Consider the following 25,298-nt stretch of genomic DNA (forward strand, 5'->3'; position numbering starts at 1 on the left):
GGACAAAGGTTGGTTCAAAAACAAGGAGGCTGCAATGAAGCAAATGACCATCAATCAGTGGGTTCGCGCATTTGCCGGGTTTTTCGTGCTGTTGTCGTTGGCGCTCGGCGTGGAAGGTTCGCCCCTTTTCGTCAGCAAAAACTTTTTGTGGTTCACAGCGTTCGTGGGTGCGAACCTCTTCCAGAGTGCGTTCACTGGGCTCTGCCCGCTGGAGAACATCCTGCGCAAACTCGGAGTGCCCGAAAGCGCAGGAGGCTGCCGCTAAGAGACTTCTTGGGACACACTGATTTATTCGCAGATCGATGGGCCGAACTCATCCCTGACATGCGACAATTGAAGTACTGACATTTGATAGGCACTTGACGATGCAAGCGAGCTTTTCCGAACTTGAATATGCGAGCAAGAAGAAAGTGACGCGGCGCGACCGGTTTCTTGCCGAAATCGATGCGGTAACGCCTTGGTCGGCGCTGGTGGCTGAGATCGAACCGTTCTACCCGAAGGGAACCGGACGAGGCCGGCCGCCGATTGGCGTGGAACGCATGCTGCGCATGTATATTGCCCACCAGTGCTTCGGATTGTCCGATGAAGGGATCGAAGACGCCATCTACGACAGCCAGGCCATCCGGCGCTTCGTTGGCATCGACCTGTCGCGGGAGTCTGCGCCCGATGCCACCACCCTGCTCAAGTTTCGCCGCCTGCTGGAAAAGCACCATCTGACCGAGCGCATCTTTGCTGCCATCAATACCGTGCTGGCGCAGAAGGGTTTGATCCTCAAGGAAGGCACGGTCGTTGATGCCACGATCATCGCCGCACCGTCCTCGACCAAGAACCGAAGCGGCAAGCGCGATCCGGAAATGCATCAAACCAAGAAGGGCAATCAGTGGTACTTTGGCATGAAAGCCCACATTGGCGTCGATGCCGAAACCGGCATCACCCACACGCTGGTGACCACCCCGGCCAACACCAATGATGTCACCCAAGCCCATGCCCTGCTGCATGGAGAAGAGAAAGTGGCCTTTGGCGATGCGGGCTACCAGGGCGTCGAGAAGCGGCAAGAGAACCGCAACGGCAAGGTTCGATGGGAAGTCGCGATGCGTCCGGGCAAACGCAAGGCGCTGCCGAAGACGGCGATGGGCAGATTGATCGACAAGATCGAGCAACTCAAGGCAAGCGTGCGTGCCAAGGTCGAGCACCCGTTTCACATCGTCAAGAACCTCTTCGGCATGAAGAAGGTACGCTACAAGGGATTGGCGAAGAACACTGCGCAGCTCTACACGCTCTTTGGGTTGGCGAATCTGCTGATCGCCAAGCGGCAATTGTTTGCACTCAACGCCCAAGGTGCGTCCTGAGAGGGGCGAAATGAGGAAATTCGCCGAGAAACGGGGCGAAAGCCAGCCGAAAATGGCGGCAAAAAAGACATTTCTTGCCCACCGAGGTGTGAATGTCGAAGGGATGCGGTCACTCTCGCTCATTTCCAGTAAAATGCTGATTTGTTCAGCGTGTCCCTAGCCAGGTCAAGACGCTGGAGAAGGTGTTGCGCGCGCCGTTTTCCGACAAGGAACATCAGCGCCTGATCCAACTGGCTGCCAACTGGCGTTCGCTGCTGGCCTTTGACGACGGCGCCCCGAAACTGGCCGATGCGCTGGAGGTGTTCATCGCCGCCTACCGGCAGCGCTCACCCGACCAGGAGAGGCTGCACGACGAGGTGGTCTTCCAAGCCGGCGTCTACCGCATGGGCCATTGGGCGCTGGTCAAGCACTTCATCCCCGGCGTCACCGATTGCCTGGACAACTTCGGCAGCGTCCTGCCCAAGTACCGCGAAGCCTTCAAACGCCGATACGAGGCCGAGGGCAACCTGTCGGTCGAGGCGCAGTCGCAACTGCTCAAGGCCCAGTACGCCATGATCCCCAACCGCCGTGATCCGTACCGGCACGAGGAGATGAAACGCCGAGGGTTGGTTACCGCCGACGGCATCGTGCCGATGGGCGTGAAGGAAGCGCTGGCGTTGATTGAGCGCGAGGAGGCGCAGGCCGAGACACTCTTCACCATTCGCTGGGCCGTCGTCTGACGAAGCGACGCGCCCGCCAACGATTCAACAGGACCACCACGCAATGAGCCAGAAATACGAAAAACTGAAAACCCTGCTCAAGGAGCTGTTCCAGCTCGACCAGCCGGAGCTGGACTTCGGCATCTACCGCATCCTGCATGCACGGAACGCGGAGGTGACGCAGTTCCTGGACGAGGACCTGCTGCCGCAGGTGAAGCAAGCCTTCGCCCAGTACCACACCGCCGACAAGGCCGAACTGGACATGGACACCGGGGCGCTGGAAGCCGAGGTCTACGACCATCTCTACAGTTTCTTTCGCCGCTACTACTCGGAGGGCGACTTCCTCAGCAAGCGCGTCTACAAGCCCGGCGTCTACGCCATCCCCTACGAAGGCGAGGAGGTCAAGCTCCACTGGGCCAACGCGGACCAGTACTACATCAAGACCAGCGAATATTTGCGGGACTACGCCTTCCGCCTTCGCCCGGAGGATGAAGCCAACCCGATGCGCGTCCACTTCAAGCTGGCGGACGCCGCCGAGGGCGAGCACGGCAACGTCAAGGAACAGGCCGGCAAGGAGCGCCGCTTCCGGCTGGCCCCCGCGCCCTTTGCGGCCATCGAGGATGGCGAGCTGGTGATCCGCTTCACCTACAAGCCCGATCCGGCCAAGCAGAAGGACCTGAACGCCGAGGCCGAGGCCGCGATCCTGGCCCTCGACGACCCGGCGCTGGCCGACTGGATCAAGGCCCTGGGCGCGCAGCACGTGCGCGCCGACGGCACGGTCTCGGAGAACACCCGCCTGCGCGTGCATCTGGACCGCTACACCGCCCGCAACACCTTCGACTATTTCATCCACAAGGACCTGGGCGGCTTCCTGCGGCGCGAACTGGACTTCTACATCAAGAACGAGGTCATGCACCTCGACGACGTGGAAAGCGAAACCGCCCCGCGCGTCGAGCAGTACCTGTCCAAGATCAAGGTCATCCGACGTATCGCGCACAAGATCATCGACTTCCTGGCGCAGCTGGAAGAATTCCAGAAGAAGCTGTGGCTGAAGAAGAAGTTTGTCGTCGAGACCCGCTATTGCATCCGGCTGGGTGTGATTCCGGAGGAGTTCTATCCGGAGATAGCCGCGAACGACGCGCAGCGGGAGGAATGGGTACGGTTATGTGCGATAGACGAGATCAAAGGAGACTTGGCAACCCCCGAATACAGTTCGCCTCTCACGGTGGATTTCCTCAAGGCAAACCCTGCACTGGCAATTGACACCAGGCATTTTGATGCGCGCTTCACGGCACGCCTGCTCGAGCAGCTTGCGGATGTGGCGTCTCTGACAGACGGAGTACTGATTAACAGCGAAAACTTTCAGGCACTGTCGCTTATTCAGCGCACCTACAAATCCTCTATCAACACGATAACCATTGACCCACCCTACAACCGCCAGGGTGACGGCTTCCCCTACAAGGACAACTACAAGCACGCCTCTTGGCTCACGATGATGAATGACCGCGTGCAATTGGCGCACCAACTTCTGGCCACAAACGGCGCCTTGTTCTCGAACATCGACGAGAACGAGCGGGATTCGCTGCAGGCCGTCCTGGATCTCAACTTTGGGCGAGAGAACCGGATCGAGGAACTGATCTGGGCGCAAAACACGACGCACAGCCAGTCACCACTGTATTCAACCAACCATGAGTACGTGGAAGTTTATGCCCGTGACCGCGCCTCAGCCGAGCAGGCCCCGGACCTATTTCGCGAACCCAAGCCCGGGTATCGCGAGATGATGGAGCTTATCAATAGGCTCAATCCGCACTATCCGTCTATTGAGGACGTTGAGCAGGCAATCCAAGAGCTGTTTCAGCAGCACATTGCCGAATACAAGGCGGAACTTCAGGAACTGGGCCTTGAGTACAATGAAGAAACCAAGAAACAGGATCCGTGGCGCGGCATCTATAACTATTGCCATGCTGAGTATCGAGATATGCACGGGCAATTGGTACCCGAGAGCGAAGCGCGGATTCGAGATGCGCGGCTGGTAGTTTGGCAAGAAGCCGATGCGTCAGCGCCGGCTCAGAAGCAATCACCAAGCACACGGGATCCAGAAGACCCGAATTATCGCTTTTATAAACCATTACATCCAAAGACTGGCAAGCCGTGCCCTTCCCCAAAAACCGGGTGGCGGTGGCCATATTCATGGCCAACTAACAACCGAGATAGCTTTGAAGCCCTTGATCGCCAAGGAAGAATTGCGTGGGGTGACGACGAAACAAAGATACCCCGATACAAGCGTTTTCTTCACGAAGTAGAAACAAATGTAGCCAAGTCATTCTTTCACGACTATACGGACGGAGAAAAACAGATTGCCGCGCTTTTTGGGGCGACAGGGCTTTTCCCAACCCCCAAACCTACTACCTTGCCCGCCCGCTTCATATCGCAGACCGCGGGCCGGATTGGGGTAATTCTTGACTTCTTTGCCGGTTCTGGAACCGCTGGCCACGCCACCATCAACCTCAATCGCGAAGATGGTGGACGCCGCAAGTTCATTCTCATCGAACAAGCCGGATACTTCGATACCGTTCTGCTCCCCCGTCTGAAGAAGGTGACGTTCACCCCGGAGTGGCGCGATGGCAAGCCCGCACGTCTTCCCACCACCGAAGAAGCCGAACGCAGCCCCCGAATCATGAAAGTGATCCGCCTCGAATCCTACGAGGACACGCTCAACAACCTGGAGCTCAAGCGCACCGAGGCACAGCAAAGCCTGCTCGACAGCCCGCAGGCCCAGGGGGCGGACGGTTTCCGGGAGCAATACCTGCTGCGTTACATGCTGGACGTGGAAACGCGCGGCAGCCAGTCGCTGCTGAACGTGTCCGCCTTCATGGACCCCACGGCCTACAGGCTGAAGGTCAAGCGCCCGGGCTCGGACGAGTCCCGCGAGGTGAATGTCGACCTGCTGGAGACCTTCACCTGGCTGATCGGCCTCAAGGTGGACCACATCGCCGCGCCGCGCGCCTACAGCGCCGCGTTCCGCCGCGACGACGACCCGGACCTGCCGGCGGACGCGCCGCGCCGGTTGCTGCTGGACGGACGCCTGAAGGAGGACCCGGACGGCCCGTGGTGGTTCCGCACCGTCACCGGCACCACGCCGGACGGCCGCCGCACCCTCGTCATCTGGCGCAAGCGCCCGGGCGGGGAGGATCCGGAAGGCATCGAGCGCGACAACCTGGTGCTGGACGAATGGTTCCGCAAGCAGGGCTACTCCAGCAAGGACAGCGAATTCGACCTGATCTACGTCAACGGCGACAACAACCTGGAAAACCTCAAGGCCCCGGATGACACCTGGAAGGTGCGCCTGATCGAGGAGGACTTCTTCCGGCTGATGTTCGAAATGGAGGGGGTGTAATGGCTCCGGTCCATTACCACGAGGGCCGGTTCCCCCCGCGGGAGCTGGACTGGCCGCGGCTTATCCCGCTGATCGGTCCGGCGGCCGCGGCAGTCGCCCGTTATGATGGCATGCTGGCCGCCGTGCCGAACCCGGACATCCTGCTCTCGCCGCTGACCACCCAGGAAGCGGTGCTCTCGTCGCGTATCGAAGGTACCCAGGCCACGATGGGCGAGGTGCTGGAGTTCGAGGCGGGCCGGGAGGACATTTCCCCCGAGCGCCGCGAGGACATCCGCGAAGTACTGAACTACCGTGCGGCAATGCGCGAGGCCGAGCGACTCCTGGCAGAGTTGCCCCTGTCCCAGCGGGTGATCCGCGAGATGCACCGGGTGCTGCTAGACGGGGTGCGGGGCCAAAATAAGGCGCCGGGGGAGTACAGGCGCATTCCCAACTGGATTGGCCCAAGCGGCTGCGCCATCGAGCAGGCGAGGTTCGTCCCCATCGGCGCCGACAAGCTACCCGATGCCATGAGCGCCTGGGAGAGATACCTGCACGAGGAGGCGCCAGACCGGCTGATCCAGCTTGCCATCCTCCACGCAGAGTTCGAGGCCCTGCACCCGTTCCTGGACGGCAACGGCCGGCTGGGGCGTATGCTGGTGCCCCTCTTCCTGTGGCAGAAGGGCCTGATTCGGCGGCCCATGTTCTACCTCAGCGCCTGGCTGGAGGCACACCGGGACGAGTACTACGAACGGCTGCTGGCCGTCTCCCGGGACGACGACTGGACGGGATGGTGCGGCTTCTTCCTGGAAGCCGTGCGGACCCAGGCTGAGGAGAACCTGCGTCGTACGCAGGCCATCCTCGAACTGCATGGGAGCCTCAAACTCCGCCTGCCGGAGATGACCCGCTCCCAGTACGCGGTCCACGCCCTGGAGTGGCTGTTTGCCCGCCCCATCTTCAGCGCCTCGGACTTCGTCCAGATGGCCGGCATCCCGGCGCCGACCGCCCGGCGGTTTCTGGGCGTCCTCAAAAAACACAAGATTATCAAAGAGTTAATGGAGTCCAGCGGGCGCCGCTCAGCGGTGCTGGTCTTTCCGGCGCTGCTCAACATCGCCGAAGGCAGGGAGGTGTTTTGATGCTCACCCATTCACAACAAGGCGCCTTGTCGATCACTTTGTTATCAAAAATGATCAACAAACGCCGTAGCTGCTATCCAGTGAGCGACAAGCGGAAGGAGGCTGCCTGATGCCGCGCGGACGTCCTCGCAAGAACGATGCAGCTTCGCCCAAGGCGTCTGCGCGCGACCGGGCCGCCGCGGCCCGCGCGTCGTTGCCGTTCAACCGCAAGCTCGCCCTCAACCAGTGGCTGCTCGGCCTGTTCGGGGTCGAGCGTTTCGACCAGCTTGCCGTCCATTTGAAGGATGAGTCGCTGGAAGGACTGGACGCGGACAACATCCACCGCTTCCACCAGGCCCTTTGCCTGCATCTGCCCCCGGAGAACAGGCCGGAGCTGACGGACGAGCAGCTGCTGGAGTACGACCAGGCCATCGTTTCGGTCACGCAACACCTCAACGACCGGCGCATCACCCGGGGCGAAGAACCGATCGTCTGGAAGTACTTCCAGTACCTGGCGCTGCTGTTCACGGAGATCTACCTCGACCGCTACTTCCGCGACCCCGCCGGCCTGCGGCAGGCGCTCAACGCGCGCATTGCGGCGCTGAACGAGACGCTCCCGGAAGCGGACCGGATCACGGCACTGGAGGAGTCCGAGGATCCCCGTCTCCAGCTCAACAAGATCGCCTTCTGGATGGCCACCGGCAGCGGCAAGACGCTGCTCATGCATGCCAACATCCTCCAGTACCAGCGGTTTCTGGAAACACATGGTCTTTCGCGCGAGCTGAACCGGATCATCCTGCTCACGCCCAATGAGGGGCTGTCGCAGCAGCATCTGCGCGAGTTCCAGAAGTCGGGTATCGAGGCGGAGATCTTCAACAAGGACGGACGCGGCCTGTTCGCCGGTCGTGCGGTGGAAATCCTGGAGGTCACCAAGCTGAAGGAGGAGACGGGCGAGAAGACAGTGGCGGTGGATGCCTTCGAGGGCAACAACCTTGTCCTCGTCGATGAAGGGCACCGCGGTGCTTCGGCAGGCGGCGACGGGGCCTGGATGAAGTTCCGCAACGCGCTGTGCGAAAAGGGCTTCTCGTTCGAATATTCCGCCACCTTCGGCCAGGCCGTGGCCGGAAACCGACAGCTGACCGACCTCTACGCGCGCAGCACGCTGTTCGACTATTCCTATCGCTGGTTCTACGGCGACGGTTTCGGCAAGGACTATCACATCCTCAACCTGGAGGACGATCGCAACGAGGAATGGATGAGGACCTACCTCACCGCCTGCCTGCTGTCGTTCTTCCAGCAGCAGCGGCTGTACCGGGAACAGGAAGCGAGCCTGCGCCCGTTCAACATCGAAAAGCCGTTGTGGGTCTTCGTGGGCGGCAGCGTCAACGCCGTACGCAAGGAGGACAAGAAGGATGTGTCCGACGTCGTGGCCATCCTGAAGTTCCTGGCCACCTACGTGGCGAATCGCAAGGACAGCACCGAGCGCATCCGACGCGTGCTGAAGGAGGGGTTGGTGACGGCCACCGGCAAGAAACTGTTCACGGGCCGTTTCGCCTACCTGAACACCTGCGGTCTGTCGCCCGAACAGATCTTCGACGAAACACTGGCGACCCTGTTCAACGCTCCCGCAGGCGGCCTGCTGCACGTCGAGAACCTGAAGGGTGCCGCCGGCGAAATCGGCGTGCGCGTGGGCGACAACGCGTTCTTTGGCGTCATCAACGTCGGTGACGACACCAAGCTGGTGAAGCTGTGCGAAACCAGCGGCTTGCATGTCGCCGAGCGGGAATTCTCCGGATCGTTGTTCCACGAGCTGGACAAGCCGCACTCCGCCATCAACGTGCTCATTGGTTCGAAGAAGTTCACCGAGGGCTGGAGCAGCTGGCGTGTGAGCACCATGGGACTGATGAACGTTGGGCGCAGCGAGGGCGCGCAGATCATCCAGCTCTTCGGCCGCGGTGTGCGGTTGAAGGGTTACGGCATGAGCCTCAAGCGCAGCGTGCGTGCAACCCTCCCCGCGGCGCTGAAACGGCCCAGGTACATCGACCTGCTCGAAACGCTGCATATCTTCGGCGTCCGTGCCGACTACATGGAACAGTTCCGGAAGTTCCTGGAAGATGAAGGATTACCCGCCAACGAAGAACGCATCGAATTCATCCTGCCGGTCATCCGGAACCTGGGCACGAAGCCGCTCAAGACGATCCGTCTCAAGAAAGAGATCAACGGCGTCAAGACCGAATTTGGCGACGCCTTCCGCAAGCTGGGGCCGGTTCCGACCCTCCAGCCCCCGCGCCCCGACCTTGAGCCCGCCACGGCCTATCTGCAGAAGAACCAGGTGGTGCTGAACTGGTACCCGAAGATCCAGGCCATGAAGTCCGACGGGGTATCGGGCAGCGAGGACGAAGGCGCCCCCAATGAGGCGCACCTGACGAAGCAGCACATCGCCTTCCTGGACCTCGACCAGCTGTACTTCGACCTCGAACGTTTCAAGGCCGAGCGTGGCTGGTACAACCTCAACCTGCCCCGTTCCGGCATCGCTGCTTTGCTGATGGACACCAGCTGGTACCGGCTGCTGATCCCCGCGTCGGAGCTGGCCTTCGACGCGTTCGAAAAGGTGCGCGTATGGCAGGAGATCGCCCAGGCCCTGCTGCGCAAGTACGTGGAGCGCTACTACACCTTCCGCAAGCGCGAATGGGAACTTCCGCACCTGGAGTACCGTGAACTCACCGAGGACGATCCCAACTTCCCATCCATCCTGAGTGAAGATGGCGCCGAATGCGGCTATCGGATCCTGATCGAGGAATCGAAGCAGGAAATCGTCGCAAAACTGAAAGAGCTGAAAGAGGCCATCGAGCAAGGGAATCTGAAGGACTGGGAGTTCCGTGGCCTCAAAGCGATCTGGTTCGAGCGACACCTCTACCAGCCGTTGCTGTTCCTGGACGGCAGTGTAGTGGAAATCTCACCCGCCCCGCTCAACAAGGGCGAGCGCCGGTTCATCGAGGACCTGAAGGCGTTCCACGACGCCAACCCCGACTATTTTGCAGAACGGGAGCTCTACCTGCTGCGCAACCTGAGCAAGGGCCGTGGCGTCGGCTTCTTCGAGGCTGGCAACTTCCACCCGGACTTCATCATCTGGCAGGTCGAAGAGCAGCCCGAAGGCGAGCGGCAGCGCGTGACCTTTGTGGACCCCAAAGGCATCCGCAACGTCGGCCTCCAGGATCCCAAGATCAGCTTCTACGAAACGGTCAAGGAGATCGAGAAGCGGCTGGGGCAGCCTGATGTTGTGCTCGAGTCCTTCATCGTCTCGAACACGCCCTCGCATGAAATGAGCAAGCTTTGGGGCATCACGAAAGACGAAATGCAGAAAAAACACATCCTGTTTCAGGAGGAAGACAGGGAGACGTACATCCGCGAATTGCTCGAGCCGGTAATCCCCCCGCAAAACCAGTGCGCTGAGAAGTAGAGAGTCTCGAAGGAGAATCTCTACGATGAAGAAATCGCGTTTCACTGACAGCCAGATCATCGACGCGCTCAAGCGGGCGGAGGCTGGTCTGAGCGTGCCCGATCTGTGCCGCGAACTGGGCATCAGCTCGGCGACCTTCTACAAGTGGCGGGCCAAGTACGGCGGCATGGACGCCTCGCTCATGGCGCGCATGAAGGAGTTGGAGGAGGAGAACCGGCGGCTGCGCAAGATGTACGTCGAGGAAAAGCTCAAGGCCGAGGTCGTGGCGGAGGCTCTTGCAAAAAAGTGGTGAAGCCATCTCGCCGGCGCGAGATGGCACAACGAGCCGTGCAGCAGCGCGGGCTGTCGATCCGGGCGGCTTGTCAAGCCTTTCGGATCAGCCAGGCCTGCTACCGCTACGAGGCCCGGCGCGACACCGAAGACGAGGAGATCGCCAACCGTATCCTTGCCATCGACTACGACAATTTCAAAAACAGTGTCGAGATCATGACCTGCACGCAGCGTACGCGCGCGTCTGGGGGATCATGTACGCGTTGCAGCAAGGTTCATAAGTTCGATCTCATCATGCTCGCACTTACGTGGAGCGGCAAAGTATCGGAATGGAGTTGGCGAGTTTGGCGCATGAAGGAAGTTTTCTATTTGTGCGAAAATGGTCGCAACAGGCGGCTTGCAGGAAACGACCATGACCAGTAGCGCGGCCTCCCTTGTGCGTCGCAAACTCCCCATCGGGATCCAAACCTTTCGCGAAATCCGCGAAGAGGGCTACTACTACGTCGACAAAACGGCGTACGCCTGGCGGCTTGTCAGTGAAGGGAAATACTACTTCCTCTCCCGTCCGCGACGCTTCGGCAAAAGCCTCTTTCTCGACACGCTCGCCGAACTGTTTGCTGGCAACGAACCACTCTTTCGCGGGCTCTTTGTTCACGACCGCTGGAATTGGAACGTCCGCTACCCGGTGGTGCGGCTGAGCTTCGCCGAAGGACGGCTGCAAACGGCCACCGCGCTCGACGAACACATCCACGTGCTTTTGAGCGACAACGCCGACCGGCTGGGCGTAACCATCGAACCGCCCCCGATGGACACCCACCTGCGCTTCAAGCGGCTCATCGAACGCGTCGCGGAAAAAGCGGGCCGGCGCGTCGTGGTGCTGGTTGACGAATACGACAAACCGATCCTCGACAATCTCACCACGCCTGAGGTTGCCCGTGCGATGCGCGAAGGGCTACGCAACCTCTACTCGGTGATCAAAGGGCAAGACGCCCACATCCGCTTTGCGTTCCTCACCGGTGTTTCCAAATTCAGCAAAGTCTCGATCTTTTCGGGCCTCAACAACCTTGCCGACATTACCCTAAGCGTACCCTTTGCCACGATCTGCGGCTACACCGAAGCAGACCTCGACACCGTCTTCGCCCCCGAATTTGCCGCTGCTGCAGCCGAAGGGAAACCCCTTTCCCGGGAAGCGGTGCGCAGTTGGTACAACGGCTACTCCTGGGGCGGCAACGAACGAGTCTATAACCCCTTCGACGTACTGCAGCTATTCTTCTTTCGCGAATTTCGCGCCTGGTGGTTTGAAACGGGCACCCCCACCTTCCTCATCGATCTGCTCAAAGCGCGGCGCTTCTTCACCCCACAATTGGAAGGGCTCTATGCCACCGAGGAGCTCTTGTCGGCGTTCGACGTCGACGGGATCGAACCCGAAGCGATCCTGTGGCAGACGGGCTACCTGACGATTGGCGCCGTACACGTCACCGCAGGCGTTACCGAATACGAACTCAAGCTACCCAACCGCGAAGTGCGCATGGCGTTGAACCGGGCGCTTACGGCAGCGCTCATACCCACGCGCCCCACGGCAAGCGTCACAGCGCTCATCAACCTGATGCGCGCAGGCGACCTGGAACGGCTGCGTGACCACTTCCAGCGCCTCTACACCAGCATCCCGCACGACTGGTACCGCAAAAACCCCATCACCCACTACGAAGGGTACTGGGCCAGCGTCTTCTATAGCCACCTCGCGGCGCTGGGGCTGGAACTCATTGCTGAGGACGTCACCCACCACGGCTGCATCGACCTTACCGTGAAGCTTCCGGAGCGGATCTACCTCTTCGAATTCAAAGTGGTCGCGGACGAACCCGAAGGAGCGGCGCTTGCGCAACTTCGTGCCAAAGGCTACGCCGAAAAGTACCGCGGCCAGGGAGTACCGGTGCATCTTGTCGGCGTCGAATTCAGCAAACGCCAGCGGAACGTCGTTGCGGTGGCATGCGAGACATGCTAAGCGCACACCGTTTCGTCCGTCGTGACCGCGAGGCACGCCCAGGGGGCTTGTGCTTATGACTCGTGCTACCATCTGCGTATAATGGGTGCACCGTTTTCTTCGGGGAGTATTCGCAATGCCCCTTTCGCACGCAGAACGACGCCGAGACCGCCGTATCCCCGTGCCTGGAGGTGGGCTCAAGGCGCACCTCATCACGGCGCATGGCGAACGTCATGAGGCCACCTGTACGGAGCTATCGGTAGGCGGCCTGACGTTGCGCTGCAATTACGTTCCGGCGCTTCACGAAGTGCTGGCCGTTCAGGTCGATCAGCCACCGGCTACGCCCGGGGCTGACAGTCGGCCGCTGCGGGTGCGGCTCGAAGTGCGGCGTTGCGAAGCGTTGCCCAGCACGGAAGGGGAGGCTGCGCAATACCGCTACGAGCTGGGCGGCAAGATCGTGGAAGTGCTCTCGTAACTCCTTTCTTCGATGGTGGCTCCTGACCTTACGCAGGCGCCTAGCCGTAAGCGCGTGCCCGGAGTACCTATTCGGATAAGTGCTCTCCGGTAGTACGCGGCTGTTGCCCGTAGCTGCGAAAGGCGTCGAGCACGTCTGCCATCTCTGCGTCGCTCAACCAGACCGGTTCGCCGAGCGCGTGCGCGAAGAGGTATTGTTTGCAGAGCGTTTCCAGCGCTTCGGCCAGATGAAGCGCCTGCGCGAGGTCACGACCTACAGCGACTAGGCCATGGTTGGCCAAGAGACACGCCAGACGGTCTTCGAGCGCTTCGACGATCGCATCGGCAAGCGCTTCACTGCCAAAACGCGCATAGCGGGCGCAGCGCACCGTCTGCCCACCAAATTCCGCGATCATGTAATGGAAAGGAGGAATCTCGCGGCGGTGGCACGCGAGCGCCGTCGCTGCGAGCGAATGGCAATGGACCACCGCGCCGACGTCGGGCCGAGCGCGGTAGATCGCCAGATGGAAGTGCCATTCGCTCGAAGGGCGCCACGCGCCGTGCGCCTGCCCTGTGGCATCGACCCAGACGATCTGCTGGGGCGTGAGCGTCTCGGCAGAGATACCAGTGGGGGTAATCCACATGCCACTTTCGGGGTGGCGGGCGCTGGCGTTGCCCGCGGCGCCGACGTTGAGTCCGTGCGTGCGCATCGCTTGCATCGTCGCAACGAGCGCCGAGGCTATGGTGTTCTCGGAAGTTTCAGTTTGGGTCATCGTGCGTCTCACTACCATCTTCCGTTTTGGACGAAATCGGGCGCTTAGGCACGCCGTGGCGCCGTGGCCAGCGGCTTCGGGTCAGCGCGCGCCGTAATTGTCGCAGATCGCGCGCCAATTGCTGCGCCGTTTCATCGGCTGCGCCGAAGCGGTACGCCAAGTAGCGCTGCGCAAGCTGAGTAAAGCGCGCCGCCAGCGGTGGTGGCAGTGCGTCGCCAATTCGCGCCACGTACGCCAGCGGCGCTTCACCCGCGCGCGGCGCAAGATCGCGGCGCGTGAGCGTCGCGGTGAGCCGGGCCCAAGCGCGTTGCGCGGGGTCACGCGGTTTTTCTGGAAGGCGAACGAAGAGAAGGAGTGCCGTCGCTGCTGCGACGAGCACCGCGCCGCCTGCCGCCCAGCGCCAATCGCCGCTTTCCCACCCCAGACGGGCGAGCAGCGCGCGCTGCCGCACCGCGTCGAAACCGACCACCCACAAATCCCACTGCCGTTGCCACGCCCAGAGCTGTTGGCGCAGCGTTGCAAGCCACGGTTGATCGAGCCAGGCGGCGCGCACCAGTGGCAGTTCGCTGCGCAACGCGGCGTCGCTGCCCAGCGTGATGCGTGCGGGCGCGGCCCAGCGGGTGGGGTCGACGCGCCGCCATTCGCCGTCGAGCCATACTTCGGCCCAGGCGTGGGCGTCGGCGTGGCGCACCACCCAACTGCGATCCACCGGATTGAAGGTCGCTCCTTGGTAACCGGCAACGAGGCGCGTCGGCAGTCCTGCAGCACGGGCGACTACCGCGAACGCGTTCGCGAAATGTTCGCAAAAACCGGCTTGGGCGTCGAAAAGCGTCTGGTCCGCAGCGTTTTCCGTCATGAGGGGCGGGTAGAGGGTGTAGCGCAGGTTCACGGCGCGAAACGCGGCTTCGATCGCCGCAAGCCGCGCCGCGGGGCTTGCGTGGTCGGTGGCGATCTGCCGTCCGAGCGCTTGCGCCCGTGGGTTGTGGTTCGGAGGAAGCGCGGTGAGTTGCCGCGCCTGGGTTGCGGTCAGGGGCTCTGGCCAACGGTCGGTCAGTTGCGCTTCGCCAGACCAGAGGGTCCGTTCGATGAGGGGGTGGGCGCTCAACCACCGGCCGTCGCGCCAGGGGAGCGCGACCGAGGCTCCGCGAAGCGCCACCGTCCGTTCGGGGGCGGGAAGCCAAGGGATCGGCTGCGGGGCGAGCAGCAGCGCAAAGTGGCGGGTGGCCGAGGGCGCTTCGCCGCGGGCGCTGCGCTCGGCAACGGTTGCTGCCGCGGGGCCTTGGGACTCGAGGGCGGAAGTGAAGGATTCGCGAACGGCTTTGGGGGGTTCTTCCACTGCGGCAGGGGCGGTGCGGGCGCGCTGTTGCGCGATTTCGCGTTCGAGCGTCTCTTCGGGTGCGGGGCGCCACGTCGTACCGTCGTAATGGGTGAGGACCACGGCGCGAAAGTAGAGCTCAGAAGGGGCCGGGGCCGCTCCTTCCCAGGTCAGGGTGAACGCGACGGCGTCCGATAGCGCCAACGCGCTGACTGCACCGGGTGCGATCGTCTCAGATAGGCCGCTGCGCGCCTGCGCGGCGTCCTGCGGCACACCCCAGAGCGGGCGATCGAGCCGGGGCACGAGCACGAAGAGAAGGAGCACGAGCGGTAGACTTGCCACCAACGTCAGCGCGGTATGACGCGCCAACATGGGCAGCTGGCCCAAGGTCGTCGCCAACCCCCATTCCACCCGCGCCGCTTGCGCCCAGCCGACCACGACCACGAGCCAGCCGGTGAGCACCGCAACCGCATAAAAGGGTGATTGGCTGCGCAGAAACGCCGCAGCCAGGAGAAAGAGCGCGGTGAGCCCCCATGCGCGCAGGTCGCGCGCAGTCGTGGCTTCCCACCCTTTGAGCCAAAAAGCGGCAAAGAGGAGCGCCAGACCGGTCTCTTGCCCGAATCCGTACCCATAGATCGGTCGAATCGCGGCAAGCGCCGCCAGAGCAACCACGGTGGGCAGCCAGCGCGGCCAGCGTACGGCAAGCAGAAAGCGCGCCAGCGCCCCCGCCATCAGGAGCGCTACCACGGCGTTCCATAGAAGCGGCAGCGCCGTGGCGTGTAAACCCCATGCCAGGGTGCCCGCGGCAACGCACGGCAACCAGGCGGCGAATGGGAACGCGGGCGGCGCAAGTATGCCACCAAGGAGCCGCCACCGCTGGCGAATACGAAAACTTCCGCGGCTACTTTGCCCGCTCATCGCGGCTCCTGATATTGAGCCAACTGGATGAGTGCAGCCGTTTTGTGCGCCGCGCCGCGTTGAGGAGCCAGGGAAAAGCCGGGCAACGCCAACCCATACCGAAGCCCAAGCGCGTCGGCGTGCAGCACCCATGCCACAAGGCACGCCAACTTTTCCTCGAGGTTCGCACCGGCTGCCGCTTCGAACCGCAGCCAAACCGTGTCGTCGCTGGGCGCGGTAGGGGCGGTCGTTTCCGCGAGCCATAGGTTACCCCGGCGCGCCAACTGCCGCATGTGCACGCGGCGCAGGGGTTCGCCGGGCTGCGCGGCACGCCAATCGCCCCAATCCACCCCTTCGCCCGGCTGCTCGCGCCCGAGTGCCAAAGCGGTGGCGCGCGGCGTGAACGTGCGGGGCAGCGGTGGAGCGTCGGGCAACGGTCGTGGTACCGCCCATGCGGTAAGCGGCGGGTGCCAAACCGCCCAGGCACGAAAAAGCCCCCACGGTAAGGTCGTCGAAAGGGCGAAGCAGGGCGCCGGGTACGCACCGCGGCGGTGCGTAGGGAGCGCCAACGTCACGGCCCCTGCGGCGCCGTCGAAGAGCACCCGGCGGGCAACTACGTGACCGTCTGGCGTTACCGCACTCACGGTCAAGGCGCTTCCTTGCGCGTCGAGCGGGGCGTGCCAGTGCAGGGTCCAGGTGACGGGGTCGCCGGCGAAGACCCATTCGGGCGGTTGTGCCGTGAACGTGACACCGTGCGCGACGCGCACCGTCTGCACCGCAGCGGTGACCCCGAACGCCGAGGTGACGAAGAGGAGGAGATAGGCAAGCGACAACTGGTAGTTCGCCGCAAAAAGAAAGAGCGCAACGAGCGCACCGCCGTAGACCCAGCCAAACGGGGTGGGCAGCAGGAACACCTGCCATGCGTTCCACTGCCAGCGCGTACCGCGGTGGCGGCGGCGTACCCAGCGCGGCCAGTGGATCCAGCGGGGTGGCAAAGGCGATGCGGGGGCAACCGTGTCGGCAGAAGGCATCACAGGGTCTTGCTGATCACAAGGTTCGCTGGGTGGGCGTCAATGGGGTACCGGCGTGGTCGTGAGCAACTCGACGGCAACCGCTTCGGGCGTCTGGGCCGCGTCAGCCTTGGCCCACAGGCGATGGGCAGTGGCGGCACGAAAGACGGCCTGCAGGTCGTCGGGCAACACGAACGTCCGTTCACTGAGAAAGGCCCAAGCACGGGAAAGTTCCAGCAGTTGCACCACCGCGCGGGGACTCAACCCCAGCTTCAGCGCGGGATGACGGCGCGAAGCCGCCGCGAGATCGAGCGCGTAGTCGATGAGCGCCTCGCGAACGGTGACCGTGCGTACCTGCGCGCGCCACGCCAAAAACGTCTCCCGGGTCACATGCGCTGGTGGTGTGGCAACCGCTTCGCTGCAGTCCAACGCGTGGCGGACGAGTTGCCGCTCCGCGGCGCGCGGCGGGTAGCCGAGCGTCAGCCGCACCGCAAAGCGGTCGAGCTGCCCTTCGGGTAGCGGGTTTGCGCCGATCTGCGACAGCGGGTTTTGCGTCGCGATGAGCAGAAACGGATCGGGAAGCGGGTGGATTTGCCCTTCGATACTCACCTGCCGCTCCTGCATCGCCTCGAGGAGCGCGCTCTGCGTCTTGGGGTTGGCGCGGTTGAGCTCGTCGAAGAGCACCACTTCGCTGAAAATGGGTCCGGGGACGAAACGCAGTTCGGCTTTCGCCGCGTCCCAGACGAGTCCCCCGGTGATGTCGGCAGGCAACAAGTCTGGTGTCCCTTGGAGCCGCTGCCAAGAAAAGCCAAACGCGGTCGCGAGCGCCCGCGCCAGCGTCGTTTTCCCCACGCCGGGCAGATCTTCGATCAACACGTGCCCATCGGCAAGCCAAGCCGCGAGCGCTAAGCGCAGCGCTGCTCCTTTGCCAAAGAGCGTGGTTTCCAGCTGCGCGCACAGGGCTGCTGGGGTGGCAATGGTGGGCGTCTTCGAACCTGCGGCGGAGGTGTGGGGGGGTGCGCGCATGGTCGTCACCGTTGCTCCCCGTTTCGGCTCAATTGCGCCAGCGCCGCGGCGTCCCAGCGCAGCCGTCCTTTGCGCCGAGTGACGCCGGAAACGTTGGCGAGCGCCGCGGCGGCAAGCGGATGGCGGCTCTGGTGGGCATGGCAGATCGCGCAGGCAAGCGCGTCCGCGGCGTCGGGTGGTGGCGGTTCGGCAAGCGCCAAAAGCCGCCGCACCATCTCCTGCACTTGCACTTTCTGCGCTTTACCGTAGCCGACCACCGCCTGTTTCACTTGCAATGCGGTGTATTCCGCGACTGGCGCGCCGCTGCGGGTCGCTGCGGCAAGGAGCGCCCCCCGCGCCTGTCCCAAGAGGAGTGTGGCTTGCGCGTTGGTATTGACGAAGACCTGTTCGACCGCGATCGCGTCGGGGGCGTATTTGGTAATGAGCGCGGTGAGCGCATCGAAGAGCGCCGCGAGCCGCTCCGGGAGTGGTGCCGCGGTGGGGGCGGTGATCACGCCGTGCGCAAGGTGGGCAAGCTGCGCGCCGTCGCACCGAATCACGCCATAACCGGTGCGGCGCAACCCCGGATCGACACCCAAGAGCGTTTGCCCGCGCGTCATTCGCTTTCGTCGAAAACCGCCGAGGTATAGACGGCTTGCACGTCGTCCAGACTTTCGAGCGCATCCAGGAGCTTGCGCATCTTCGCGGCGTCGTCACCCGTGAGCTCGATCTCGTTCTGCGCTTTCCATACCACCTCGGCGGCAGCGGGCTCGAGCCCAGCCGCGACGAGCGCGGCTTTCACCTTGTCGAGCTCGTACGGCGGAGTGATCACCTCGATCGAACCGTCTTCATGGGTGAGCACGTCGTCTGCGCCTGCTTCCAGCGCCACTTCCAACACCTTGTCTTCGGGTGTCTCTGGCGGCAGGATGATTTGACCACAATGGGTGAACTGAAACGCCACACACCCTTCGGTACCCAGGTTGCCGCCATGTTTGGCGAAGGCGTGGCGCACTTCGGCCACGGTGCGGGTACGGTTGTCGGTCATGCAGTCGACGATCACCGCCGCGCCGCCCGGGCCGTACCCTTCGTAGCGCACCTCTTCGTAGCTGACCCCTTCGAGTTCCCCCGTCCCGCGCTTGATCGCCCGCTCGATGTTCTCCGCCGGCATGTTGTGCTCTTTCGCTTTTTCGATCGCTGCACGCAGCCGCGGGTTGAACTCCGGGTCACCGCCGCCGTTGCGCGCCGCGACGGTGATTTCCCGGATCAGCCGGGTGAAAATCTGTCCGCGCTTGGCGTCTTGGCGCTCTTTACGAAAGCGGATATTTGCCCATTTGGAGTGTCCAGCCATGACTCAAGCCTCCATTTCGCTCGTTGTCTTTGCGCTACCGCCCGATTATACTTCCCCTTTTGGCGCGCACTGCGAACGATCATGGCTGGCGAGCTTGGGCATCTGGTTCATCTCTTCCTGCACGGCCCTCAGGCGCAACAACCCAAAAAAGGGGCGAGCGCATCGCCACGTCCGGCGCGTGAATCGCTTGCGTTCGCGCAGCTTGAGCGCATTGCCGAAGCGCAGACCGAACCGCCAACCGACGGCGAACGGCTGGTCTTCGACGTCGACGTAATTCACCACGAAGTGCGCTGGAGCGCGTGGCGCACCCGGGCGCACAAACGCGACGCGCACCGCCTCATCCGCGGTACCGCGGTGAGTTGGGAGGCGCGTCATCTGCTCGTTGGCTTGGAGGGCCATCTGACCCTGGCCGATCTCTACGGCCTGCTCTTTGCCGAAGCAACCCAAGTAAGTGCGATGCTTTCCGTGCCGCAGTGGCTGGGTGAGGCGCTCAAAGCGATCGTCGCAAGCGGCCGCGCCTATTGGGGCGACCACACCTACGGCCTGCCCCTGACCTGGAGCGAAACGCAACCCGTCCTGGGTTGGCAATGGCGGGAAGACGCGCGCGGCCGCTTCTGCGGCGCGTACCGCATCCCGGACGAACTGGAAGGCTGCTTGCTGATCACCAACACCTGGCCGTGGCACTACCTCTGCCCCCGCACGCGCCGCGTCGGAGCGTTTGCGCTCCCCGAAGGAGTCTCATGGGCGCAATTTGCGCAGTTGCAGACGTTGCCCGCGATCCCGCCCGAGGTGGTCGATCCATTCGCGCGCCGCTGGCGCGAGGTGTTGCCCGCCGAACTGCCGCCCCCCAAACCGGTAGCGCAGATCTCGGTGCCCGACGCGCCGCGTTTTCTTCTGCATCTCACCACCAGCGACGGGGGGCAGCGGCAGATCGAACCGCAAGTGGTCTATGGCCCGGTGACGGTGTTCGCGGACGGAACGCTCAGCCACCCCTTTGGCGAAGCGGTTTTGACCGTCCCAAAACGGCGCCGCGACCGCGAACGGGTTTGGTTCGACGCGGTGGCGCTCTTTGCCGGCGAACCGCGCGCCGTGGCAACGGAGTACCGGCGCCTTACGCCGCGCTGGTCTGCTGCGCAGTGGCTCGAACTGCGTGACCAACCACCCGCTGCGTTGGCCGAGTTTGATCCCAGTATCGTCTCGGAACCCGATTTTTGGCCCGAAACGGTAGAAGCGCGCTTCACCGAAGTGAAACTCATGCCGCTTGTCGACGAACCGGACTGGTTCGAATGGCAAGGCAACGTCATCCTGGACGAATCGACGCGTGTGCCGGTGGAGACGATCGCCGCTGAGGTTTTCGCGCGCTACGGCGCAGACGGTTGGCCCGAAGCGCTCATCTTCGATCTCCCCGGGACAACCAACCGCTGCGCGCGCGTGCCGCTCGCGCCGCTCGAACCGGTGTTGCGCGTCGCGGCGGAGTTGCTGAGCCGCGAACCCCACCGCAAAGGGCGGGCGCGCGTTTCCCGCTTCGACGTGGCGCTGCTCGAAGCGATTCCCGAACCCCTCTGGCCCGAAAAACCGCCGGCATTCGCTTCGATGCTCGACGAGCTGCACACCCACGGTGGCCCCGCGCCGGTCGAGATCCCCGCGACGCTCACCGTGGCGCTGCGTCCCTATCAGCACCAGGGTGTGGCCTGGCTGCAATTCTGGCGGCGCCATCGGCTGCACGGAATTTTGGCCGACGACATGGGGCTGGGGAAGACGCTCCAGGCGCTCACCCATCTGGAGATCGAGCGGCTTGCGGGGCGGCTCACCGCGCCGGCGCTCGTCGTCGCCCCCACGAGCCTCATCGGCAACTGGCTGCGCGAAACGGCGCGCTTTGCCCCCGAACTGCGCGTCGCGGCGTGGCACGGCGCCGAGCGCGACAACACCCTAGCTACGCTCGGGGCGCACCACCTGGTGGTCACCTCATACGCCTTGTTGTGGCGCGACATCGAGCGGTTGCGCGCGCAGCGCTGGTCGGTGGTGATCCTCGACGAAGCGCAGGCGATCAAGAACCCGCGTGCACGGGTGGCGCAATGTGCGCGGCAGCTCTTCGCAGAACAGCGGTTGTGCCTCACCGGCACCCCGATGGAAAACCACCTGGGCGAACTCTGGGCGCTTTTCGATTTCCTCATGCCCGGTTTCTTGGGGCCGCGCGAATCGTTCACCCGCCACTACCGCACCCCGATCGAAAAACACCACGACACGGAGCGCTTGGCGCTTCTGCGTCGCCGCATCCGGCCTTTTCTCCTGCGCCGCACCAAAGCGGAAGTGGCGCAGGAACTGCCGCCCAAGAGCGAAATCGTCGAAAGCGTGATCCTGGGAGAAAAACAGGCCAAAATCTATGAGGCGATCCGCATCGCGATGGAGGCGCGTGTGCGTCAGGCCCTTGCCGAAAAGGGGCTTGCGAAAAGCCAGATCACGGTACTCGACGCGCTTTTGAAACTGCGCCAGTGCTGCTGTGACCCGACACTCGTTGACGCGCCGCAGGCGAAACGGGTGGATGAGTCGGCGAAACTCGATTGGCTCGACGCCACGCTCCCAGAACTGGTGGAAGAGGGGCGCAAAGTGCTCATCTTTTCGCAATTCGTGCAGCTCCTCAAACGGGTGGAAGCGCGCCTCGCCGCGCAGGGTATCCCCTACGCGATGCTCACCGGCACCACCCGCCGCCGCGACGAGGTAGTTGCCCGCTTTCAACGCGGCGAAGTGCCCGTCTTCCTCATCAGCCTCAAGGCAGGCGGCACCGGGCTCAACCTCACCGAGGCTGACACCGTGATCCTCCTGGATCCGTGGTGGAACCCCGCGGTGGAAGCGCAAGCGATCGACCGCGCCCACCGCATCGGCCAGGACAAACCGGTCTTCATCTACAAACTCATCTGCGCCAACACCGTGGAAGAGCAGATCCTGAAACTGCAAGCGCAGAAAGCGGCGCTCGCGGCCGCTGCAACCGGAAGCGAAGGGCAGGGCGGCTGGACGCTCACCGAAGCGGAGATCGCCGCGCTCTTTGCGGTGACGCCGGTGGGGGGGAGAGAGGCACGGTAGTGAAACGGCAGGGCACACCCTCAAAGACTATCTCACCCACGAAGGGATCACCGAACTGGTGGGCGCACGCAGCACCTTGCGCGAAGCGTTCCAACTGGGACTGATCGATGACGGCGAAGGGTGGCTGGCGATGGTCGACGCCCGCAACCGCACCAGCCACACCTACGACGAGGCGCTTGCCCACGCGATCGCCGACGCGGTGATCACCCGCTTTTATCCCCTCTTCCTGGTGCTTCAAGAGACACTTGCTGCGCGATGAAACCGACCGCCTCTGGAACCGCACCGCCCCTTGGCGGCTTCTCTCCGGGAACGCTCGAGATGCTGCGGGCAATCCTGGCAACGGAACCGTGCGTCGTGCGCGCGATTCTTTTCGGTTCCCGCGCCAAAGGCACCCACCGCCCCGGTTCCGACATCGACTTGGCGCTCGAAGCGCCAACGCTCGACCTCTTCGCGCTGGGGCGACTCGCACGTGCGTTCGAAGAGTCCCCCTTACCGTACCAAGTCGACCTCTGCTGGCTCGACGCGGTGACGAACCCCGACCTGCGCGCCCATATAGCGCGGGTGGGGAAGGTGGTCTATGAGCGGGATGCTGTTAACAAAAGTGCGCAGGATTGTTAACACGCACGACGCCTCCGCCACGCACAACACGGACGCCACCAAGCGGTACAAAACAAAAAATCTTTTTGCAAGAAGCAATTGGCTGTTATTGCCGCTAAGCATTCGTGTTTGGCACGGTTATTGCTTTACTCTAGGTGCGGACGCATGGGGCGTTCCGAACTGTTCTAACGCATAGGAGGTAATCATGAAACGGGTACAACAGGGTTTTACCCTTATTGAGCTGATGATTGTCGTTGCGATCATCGGGATTTTGGCGGCGGTGGCGATTCCCCAATATAGGTCTTATACGAAAAAATCAGCGGAAAATGCCTGTTTGGCGGAAGCAAAGGGCTACGCCAATGCGATTGTGGCGGCGATAGCAAATAACGATTCGTCGCTTCTACCTAATTCAGGTACACTACCAAATACTGGTGCTTGCCAATCGTGGAACCCGACAACAGTGACGCTCAGTGACACAACGCTCACCGGAACCCCAAGAAGCCCTGGAACAAAAACCGCGGTCTGTCAGCTTAATTCCGGTAACTGTAGCTTGAGTGGAACGTAACCGGATTTCCCCAAGAGCTCTTCACCTGCAGGGTGCCGGTAGGCACCCTGTTTTTTCTTGGTAATCAGCCATGATCGACCTAAAACGGCTTTTCTGCTTGTTTGCTGTTGCCGGGGCTGTGCTGCTGCTAGGACTCGCGTTCGTCTTCCCGCTCCACCTCGCGCCATGGACAACATTCCACAACGAATTTCTTTTCGCTGCCGCGGTACTGCTGCTGGCATCGGTTCACCTGGATCACGCCCCACGTATCGATATTGCCTTCCATAGTATTTGTGCAGTTATTATACTGATGGCAGCCATGCACACGATCTGGGGGGAATCGCCGCTGGATCAGGCGTGGATATTGGGGGTATATGTTTTTATCGCGCTGCTGTCATTCCATATTGGCGCGCAGCGGAAGGATGCCAGTCATATGGACGGCATTTTTTGGGCAGTAGCGTTATCCGCGGCTCTTTCCGCGCTGATTGCGTTTTTGCAATGGGTGGGCGTTTTTGCCAAAGGGGACTGGGATCCGGCATTTTTCTTTCCCAGCCCTGGCGGGGGGCGCACTGCTTCCAATATTGCCCAAGCCAACAATTTTGGCACGCTACTGATTCTCGGTCTCTGGAGTTGTTTGTTCTTGCTTCAGCGGGCGTATGAGCGACCGCACATGCGTCGGTTGGCGGAGTGGGCCACCGGAGGAACTCTGGTATTGCTGGTACTGGGTATATACCTGAGCGGCTCACGCACTGCAATGCTCAATTTGATTCTTGCCCCCATCTTCGTGGCAGGGTGGCTATGGATACGACAGCGCTCCATTCGATCTAAGCTACTGATTTGGACGATCGCGCCTATCGTTTTGTTGTTGGTATTGCAGGTGCTAATGCCGCCGTTGTCAGAGTGGCTTGGGTTGCCACAACCTCCTGAGGATCGATCCCTCACCAGCGATAGTTCTCGACTGCGGTTGTGGGCGATGGTCTGGGCCAGCATTCTGGATTCCCCTTGGTGGGGGCATGGCCTAACCGCGATGGCCGAGACGCATCTGCGTCTTAGCCCCATCTACGGTGCCTTCGACTATCGAATTGCGGCACACGCCCACAACACAGTGCTTGATTTGCTGCTCATGTTTGGTATTCCTGTGGGCGGAGCAGTTGCTGTCGGTGTGGTATGGCTGTGGTGGCGGGCATGGCGAGCGGCCCGAGAGCCGGCCCAACTGTTTGCATGGCTGATGTGCTCGGCCATGTTCGTACACGCTTTGTTGGAATATCCGTTGCACTACGGTTTTTTTCTGTGGTTGTTGTGCCTGCTTCTTGGATATCTAGTCGGTAAGTCGGGGCAGCCGGTGACGTTGCGCCGCTCTGTGCTGACTGGCGTGATGTGGTTGGTGTTGGTTGGTACAGTTGCGTACCCCTTTTGGCGGGGGTATGTGGAGGTAGAAAAGCTCTACACCCTGCTGCGTCAGCAAGGCCCTACGGCGGTTCAGGCGGTGTTGCCGCAAGCGCACCCGTTTTCTCGTACGCTGTATCCGGGGTTGCTGGATCGGCTTAACTGGATCAGCCGTCCAAGTGCCGATATGTCTTCACTGACTGACGAGGAATTGACCGCTTTGGTCCAGGCTACACGCCGCTATCCGCTACCTGGTTTACTTTGGCGCGCAGTCCTGGCTTATGCGTACCGGGGCGATGCCGAACAGGCTGCATGGTACGGCCAACGCCTGTGCAGCATGTTCCATCCTGGTCTGTGCGAAAAGGCTGCCGAAGAATGGCCAGAACTAGGGAAAGGCCGCATAGATTGGCCGGATCTGCCATGGCATGCATGGAGGGATGCTCAGGTATCCAGACGGGATAGCAGATGAAGGGCTTATTTAGGTACCGCCAGCATGCCAAACGAAACATTATTCGCCGGTATTTTGAAAGGGTTTGTGTTATGGGTTGCAGGTGCCGGTGGTAGAGTGGTTACTAGCTGATTACCCAAAACAAGAGGTCTTGCCAAAGCTGCCGCTATCTCGTTTAATCAATGAGACGACCCA

Annotated in this window: 18 protein-coding genes and 2 pseudogenes; 14 read left to right on the top strand and 6 right to left on the bottom strand. The window is 62.2% G+C overall.

Going from position 1 to position 25,298, the window contains the following annotated elements; genetic code table 11:
- Positions 1-43: 43 nt before the first annotated feature.
- From HPTL_RS02665 to HPTL_RS02710, 9 genes and pseudogenes are all read left to right on the top strand, one after another.
- Positions 44-265, top strand: coding sequence for a YgaP family membrane protein (locus HPTL_RS02665; RefSeq protein WP_119336038.1), 222 nt, complete (start codon positions 44-46; stop codon positions 263-265).
- A 100-nt stretch (positions 266-365) separates the two neighbouring features.
- Positions 366-1,349: an IS5 family transposase gene (locus tag HPTL_RS02670; RefSeq protein ID WP_119334595.1), complete on the top strand. Its 984-nt coding sequence runs from the start codon at positions 366-368 to the stop codon at positions 1,347-1,349.
- Positions 1,350-1,534: 185 nt separating this feature from the next.
- Positions 1,535-2,068: a hypothetical protein gene (locus HPTL_RS02675; protein ID WP_119334596.1), complete on the top strand. Its 534-nt coding sequence runs from the start codon at positions 1,535-1,537 to the stop codon at positions 2,066-2,068.
- Between the two features lie 43 nt (positions 2,069-2,111).
- Positions 2,112-5,444: a site-specific DNA-methyltransferase gene (locus HPTL_RS02680; RefSeq protein ID WP_119334597.1), complete on the top strand. Its 3,333-nt coding sequence runs from the start codon at positions 2,112-2,114 to the stop codon at positions 5,442-5,444.
- Entirely contained in the window at positions 5,444-6,556 is a 1,113-nt protein-coding gene (locus HPTL_RS02685; protein WP_119334598.1) for a Fic family protein, read from the top strand. Before HPTL_RS02680 ends, HPTL_RS02685 begins: the two co-directional genes overlap by 1 nt.
- A gap of 109 nt (positions 6,557-6,665) precedes the next feature.
- On the top strand, positions 6,666-9,995 hold the full coding sequence (locus HPTL_RS02690; RefSeq protein WP_119334599.1) for a DEAD/DEAH box helicase family protein: 3,330 nt from the start codon (positions 6,666-6,668) through the stop codon (positions 9,993-9,995).
- Positions 9,996-10,020: 25 nt separating this feature from the next.
- Positions 10,021-10,448, top strand: a pseudogene (locus HPTL_RS11425) (transposase); the annotation flags it as partial.
- A gap of 229 nt (positions 10,449-10,677) precedes the next feature.
- The gene (locus HPTL_RS02705) at positions 10,678-12,267 is read left to right on the top strand and encodes an ATP-binding protein (protein ID WP_119334601.1); all 1,590 of its coding nucleotides are present in this window, start codon (positions 10,678-10,680) and stop codon (positions 12,265-12,267) included.
- A 115-nt stretch (positions 12,268-12,382) separates the two neighbouring features.
- Entirely contained in the window at positions 12,383-12,721 is a 339-nt protein-coding gene (locus HPTL_RS02710; RefSeq protein WP_119334602.1) for a PilZ domain-containing protein, read from the top strand.
- Between the two features lie 67 nt (positions 12,722-12,788).
- Here the strand turns inward: HPTL_RS02710 and HPTL_RS02715 are convergent, their stop codons facing one another.
- The 6 genes from HPTL_RS02715 to HPTL_RS02740 are packed head-to-tail and all read right to left on the bottom strand — an operon-like array spanning position 12,789 to position 19,047.
- Complete coding sequence (locus HPTL_RS02715; RefSeq protein WP_119334603.1) at positions 12,789-13,472, bottom strand: class II aldolase/adducin family protein; 684 nt, start codon at positions 13,470-13,472, stop codon at positions 12,789-12,791.
- Positions 13,459-15,705, bottom strand: a complete 2,247-nt coding sequence (locus HPTL_RS02720; RefSeq protein ID WP_170141249.1) for a transglutaminase TgpA family protein — start codon at positions 15,703-15,705, stop codon at positions 13,459-13,461. Before HPTL_RS02720 ends, HPTL_RS02715 begins: the two co-directional genes overlap by 14 nt.
- Positions 15,702-16,715: a DUF58 domain-containing protein gene (locus HPTL_RS02725; RefSeq protein WP_119334605.1), complete on the bottom strand. Its 1,014-nt coding sequence runs from the start codon at positions 16,713-16,715 to the stop codon at positions 15,702-15,704. Before HPTL_RS02725 ends, HPTL_RS02720 begins: the two co-directional genes overlap by 4 nt.
- Before the next feature lie 39 nt (positions 16,716-16,754).
- The gene (locus tag HPTL_RS02730) at positions 16,755-17,720 is read right to left on the bottom strand and encodes an AAA family ATPase (RefSeq protein ID WP_119336039.1); all 966 of its coding nucleotides are present in this window, start codon (positions 17,718-17,720) and stop codon (positions 16,755-16,757) included.
- Positions 17,721-17,725: 5 nt separating this feature from the next.
- Positions 17,726-18,319 carry a crossover junction endodeoxyribonuclease RuvC gene (gene ruvC / locus HPTL_RS02735; RefSeq protein ID WP_119334606.1) on the bottom strand — a complete coding sequence of 198 codons (594 nt, stop codon included), beginning with the start codon at positions 18,317-18,319 and terminating at the stop codon, positions 17,726-17,728.
- A complete protein-coding gene (locus tag HPTL_RS02740; RefSeq protein ID WP_119334607.1) occupies positions 18,316-19,047 on the bottom strand; it encodes a YebC/PmpR family DNA-binding transcriptional regulator in 732 nt (243 codons plus the stop codon). Before HPTL_RS02740 ends, ruvC begins: the two co-directional genes overlap by 4 nt.
- 81 nt (positions 19,048-19,128) lie before the next feature.
- On the opposite strand from HPTL_RS02740, the gene HPTL_RS02745 reads away from it, so the two are divergent.
- From HPTL_RS02745 to HPTL_RS02765, 5 genes and pseudogenes are all read left to right on the top strand, one after another.
- A complete protein-coding gene (locus HPTL_RS02745; RefSeq protein ID WP_119334608.1) occupies positions 19,129-22,128 on the top strand; it encodes a DEAD/DEAH box helicase in 3,000 nt (999 codons plus the stop codon).
- Between the two features lie 13 nt (positions 22,129-22,141).
- A pseudogene (locus HPTL_RS02750) lies at positions 22,142-22,387 on the top strand (HI0074 family nucleotidyltransferase substrate-binding subunit); the annotation flags it as partial.
- Entirely contained in the window at positions 22,384-22,746 is a 363-nt protein-coding gene (locus HPTL_RS02755) for a nucleotidyltransferase family protein (protein ID WP_119334610.1), read from the top strand. The pseudogene HPTL_RS02750 and the gene HPTL_RS02755, both read left to right, overlap by 4 nt.
- Before the next feature lie 184 nt (positions 22,747-22,930).
- Positions 22,931-23,290 carry a pilin gene (locus HPTL_RS11530; RefSeq protein ID WP_119334611.1) on the top strand — a complete coding sequence of 120 codons (360 nt, stop codon included), beginning with the start codon at positions 22,931-22,933 and terminating at the stop codon, positions 23,288-23,290.
- Between the two features lie 70 nt (positions 23,291-23,360).
- On the top strand, positions 23,361-25,124 hold the full coding sequence (locus tag HPTL_RS02765) for a PglL family O-oligosaccharyltransferase (protein WP_119334612.1): 1,764 nt from the start codon (positions 23,361-23,363) through the stop codon (positions 25,122-25,124).
- The last annotated feature ends 174 nt before the right edge of the window (positions 25,125-25,298 follow it).

Source organism: Hydrogenophilus thermoluteolus (assembly GCF_003574215.1).
Classification (GTDB): domain Bacteria; phylum Pseudomonadota; class Gammaproteobacteria; order Burkholderiales; family Rhodocyclaceae; genus Hydrogenophilus; species Hydrogenophilus thermoluteolus.

Excerpts from the sequence above, each read along its gene's own strand:
- HPTL_RS02740 (WP_119334607.1), bottom strand. The coding sequence starts at position 19,047 with ATGGCTGGACACTCCAAATGGGCAAATATCCGCTTTCGTAAAGAGCGC.
- HPTL_RS02765 (WP_119334612.1), top strand. The coding sequence starts at position 23,361 with ATGATCGACCTAAAACGGCTTTTCTGCTTGTTTGCTGTTGCCGGGGCT.
- ruvC (WP_119334606.1), bottom strand. The coding sequence starts at position 18,319 with ATGACGCGCGGGCAAACGCTCTTGGGTGTCGATCCGGGGTTGCGCCGC.
- HPTL_RS02730 (WP_119336039.1), bottom strand. The coding sequence starts at position 17,720 with ATGCGCGCACCCCCCCACACCTCCGCCGCAGGTTCGAAGACGCCCACC.
- HPTL_RS02710 (WP_119334602.1), top strand. The coding sequence starts at position 12,383 with ATGCCCCTTTCGCACGCAGAACGACGCCGAGACCGCCGTATCCCCGTG.
- HPTL_RS02690 (WP_119334599.1), top strand. The coding sequence starts at position 6,666 with ATGCCGCGCGGACGTCCTCGCAAGAACGATGCAGCTTCGCCCAAGGCG.
- HPTL_RS02685 (WP_119334598.1), top strand. The coding sequence starts at position 5,444 with ATGGCTCCGGTCCATTACCACGAGGGCCGGTTCCCCCCGCGGGAGCTG.
- HPTL_RS02705 (WP_119334601.1), top strand. The coding sequence starts at position 10,678 with ATGACCAGTAGCGCGGCCTCCCTTGTGCGTCGCAAACTCCCCATCGGG.
- HPTL_RS02665 (WP_119336038.1), top strand. The coding sequence starts at position 44 with ATGACCATCAATCAGTGGGTTCGCGCATTTGCCGGGTTTTTCGTGCTG.
- HPTL_RS11530 (WP_119334611.1), top strand. The coding sequence starts at position 22,931 with ATGAAACGGGTACAACAGGGTTTTACCCTTATTGAGCTGATGATTGTC.
- HPTL_RS02720 (WP_170141249.1), bottom strand. The coding sequence starts at position 15,705 with ATGAGCGGGCAAAGTAGCCGCGGAAGTTTTCGTATTCGCCAGCGGTGG.
- HPTL_RS02670 (WP_119334595.1), top strand. The coding sequence starts at position 366 with ATGCAAGCGAGCTTTTCCGAACTTGAATATGCGAGCAAGAAGAAAGTG.
- HPTL_RS02715 (WP_119334603.1), bottom strand. The coding sequence starts at position 13,472 with ATGACCCAAACTGAAACTTCCGAGAACACCATAGCCTCGGCGCTCGTT.
- HPTL_RS02745 (WP_119334608.1), top strand. The coding sequence starts at position 19,129 with ATGGCTGGCGAGCTTGGGCATCTGGTTCATCTCTTCCTGCACGGCCCT.
- HPTL_RS02680 (WP_119334597.1), top strand. The coding sequence starts at position 2,112 with ATGAGCCAGAAATACGAAAAACTGAAAACCCTGCTCAAGGAGCTGTTC.
- HPTL_RS02725 (WP_119334605.1), bottom strand. The coding sequence starts at position 16,715 with ATGCCTTCTGCCGACACGGTTGCCCCCGCATCGCCTTTGCCACCCCGC.
- HPTL_RS02755 (WP_119334610.1), top strand. The coding sequence starts at position 22,384 with ATGAAACCGACCGCCTCTGGAACCGCACCGCCCCTTGGCGGCTTCTCT.